We start from the raw sequence: 2,668 nt of genomic DNA on the forward strand, positions 1-2,668 counted from the left end.
AGGAGCTGCAATAATGGTTGTTGTGCACTATGATAGAGAATAACTATAAAATAGGTAAAACAATAAGCAATAAAGTAAAGTATAATATTGCTTATGATAGAACTCAAATATTAAACTACGTGTGTGTTAATTACGTATATGATATACTAATTCAAGGATACGCGTTTAATATAGATGAGGAACAGAGAATGAAATTATTAGTAGTAATAGATAAACTATTAAAGTAATGGCATAGTACGCAACTAAAGATGAATTAAATGAACTCACAGGATTAGTAAGAACATTGTAGGGTAATGTATAGACTCTAGATACTAGCGTTGGTGAGCTTGATACATTAGTTGAAAGAATTAATCATTTAGCTACTCTTAAAGATGTTACTATTACTTATATTACAGAAGGAGATTTACTGTAGTATGCTAGTGATGGTACATGGCACAATATCCAACCATCAGCATTAGGTATTGGTGGTGGTGAAGGCGGTGGTGTAGTAGATACTTCTGTAGTAAAAGCTTTGATTAAATCTGAAGGTAGTAAGCTGTTTATAAGTAAACTATATGATGATGTATCTTCAGGTATAATTACTTTCAACGGTGGTTTAAGAAGTAATAAGATGACTTATCTAAATCAAGGAGTTTAGATGGGTACTTTTGTTACTGGTATGATTGGTGGTACAGGTGCTCAAATAGATAAAGATGGTAGAGGAGAAATGACCAGCCTTATTCTTAGAGAGTTCTTAGAAGTACCAGAATTAAGATTTAATAAAATAGATGTAGTAAGTGGTGAACTATGGAATTCAATAGCATTTGGTACTATTGAAGATGTAGACTTAGTTAATCAGATAGTTACATTGAAGCTAGAAGAAGGTGAATATAGTGGTATACATGTAAATGATATATGTAGAGGTATATTCCATAATTTTGATGGAGTTAATAATACTGAAACTGGTACTGACGATTGTGGTTTTGATAAAGTACAAGGATTCTCTACAGCTTATTTTACACCTATAGAAGTACTAGATGCTAGAGGTAAACAGTTTAGGTATTCATTGAAACAAGGTACTACATAGCATCCTTGTAAGTCAATGAAGTTTGCTGTTTATGGTAACTTTACTGATGAAACTAGAAGATCTAGTGCTTATGCTACTCGTACATATAAACGATATTTAAAAGGTGTAAATACTTGGGCTCTTAACTATACTAACATAGCTTCACAGTTTGGTAACTTAAACGGTCTTACTATACCAGGAGCTCCTAATAATGGTCAATTACAAGGTGATGGTGCATACTTAACTAATGTCTATATGACTGGTTCTATCATCGAGTTTACACCAGAATAGTTAGATCAATTGCATGGGCAAGACGCTTATGCTGTTTCACTTAGCAGTGAGTTTGGTACAGTAATTGTAGATAATGAATTCAATATTATTGAAGATTATAATCAAACTAAATCTCTTACTTTTGCTGTACAGGCTTGGAAAGGTAAAACAGAACTAACATATAGTACAGTATATAATGAAGGTAGTTACTTTGTAGAGTATACTCCAACAGGTGTAGAATGTACTATGCAAGATGGTGTATTCAAAATAACTAAGATAACTAATATCAATGATATGCGTATTGATTTAGTTATTAACTGTGAAGGAGCTATATCAGTAAATAGAAGATACAATATGAGTTATCAACTTGAAGCTAACGGATTGTGGGTAACTTATAATGATAATGATGCTACACCAGATAGACCTGTTGGTGATGGTACTTCTTATGGATGGCATAGAAACTATACAGCTTCAGCAATCTGGATGTCTACTAAGAGTTCTCGTAAAGTAGATGAAGGGGAATGGGGTGATCCTAATAGATTCCGTGGTGCTTCAGTAGAAGGAGCAGATGGGCAATATACAGTATTCTGTTATACTAATTCTAGTGCACAACCACCTAAGCCTACTAGTTCACAGATACCTCCTGTAGATGATAACTATACTTGGTATATGTATCCACCTACTAGAGAAAGTAAGGAAGTATTTACTTGGATGATTCAAGCTACTGTATATGCAGATAAATCATTATCTGGTTGGACAAATCCTATTAGACTTACTGGTGAAACTGGTGAAGATGGTTCTGATGGAACTAAGTTAGAATTCGTTTACAAAGTAACCAGTGCAAGTGATGCTCCTGATAAACCAGATACATCTTAGCAAGATGATTATATACCATTTGGTTGGTGGGATAGTCCTCAAGGAGTATCTAAAGATATGATGTATGAATGGGTATCACAACGTGAAAAGAAAGCTGCTAAAATTGGTGAAGGTGTTTGGGGAGAATTCTCAGAACCAGTTTTGTGGTCTAAGTGGGGTGAAAAAGGTATGGATGGTGACGGATATGAATATATATTTACTCGTACCGCTGATGTTGATAGAGTACCTCAAACTCCCTCGTCTATTCAATAGAATGATTATATTCCCACTATATCTAATGGTGGTTCTAAAGACTATAACTGGTCCGATGATCCAAAAGGAGTAAATGAGGACTATAAGGCAGAGTGGACTTGTAAACGTGTACGTACTGATGGAGTATGGTCTAACTTTAGTACACCAGCACTATGGTCTAATTGGGGTGAACAAGGTTTATCAGGTGGTCATTATCAATATAGGTGGAAGATATCTGCTACTAAA

At 34.4% G+C, this 2,668-nt stretch carries 4 protein-coding genes; all 4 read left to right on the top strand.

The annotated features are described in order from the left end of the window. Nucleotides 1-637 precede the first annotated feature (637 nt). The 4 genes from GH664_RS22270 to GH664_RS22285 are packed head-to-tail and all read left to right on the top strand — an operon-like array spanning nucleotide 638 to nucleotide 2,443. Nucleotides 638-1,066, top strand: coding sequence for a hypothetical protein (locus GH664_RS22270; RefSeq protein WP_153170266.1), 429 nt, complete (start codon nucleotides 638-640; stop codon nucleotides 1,064-1,066). A gap of 15 nt (nucleotides 1,067-1,081) precedes the next feature. Next, nucleotides 1,082-1,336: a hypothetical protein gene (locus GH664_RS22275; RefSeq protein ID WP_153170267.1), complete on the top strand. Its 255-nt coding sequence runs from the start codon at nucleotides 1,082-1,084 to the stop codon at nucleotides 1,334-1,336. Between the two features lie 9 nt (nucleotides 1,337-1,345). Further along, on the top strand, nucleotides 1,346-2,191 hold the full coding sequence (locus GH664_RS22280) for a hypothetical protein (protein ID WP_153170268.1): 846 nt from the start codon (nucleotides 1,346-1,348) through the stop codon (nucleotides 2,189-2,191). Nucleotides 2,192-2,248: 57 nt separating this feature from the next. Further along, nucleotides 2,249-2,443 (top strand): hypothetical protein, encoded by a 195-nt coding sequence (locus GH664_RS22285; RefSeq protein WP_153170269.1) that lies wholly within the window; start codon nucleotides 2,249-2,251, stop codon nucleotides 2,441-2,443. Nucleotides 2,444-2,668: the final 225 nt, after the last annotated feature.

The organism is Thauera sp. 2A1, assembly GCF_009469595.2.
Taxonomy (GTDB): domain Bacteria; phylum Pseudomonadota; class Gammaproteobacteria; order Burkholderiales; family Rhodocyclaceae; genus Thauera.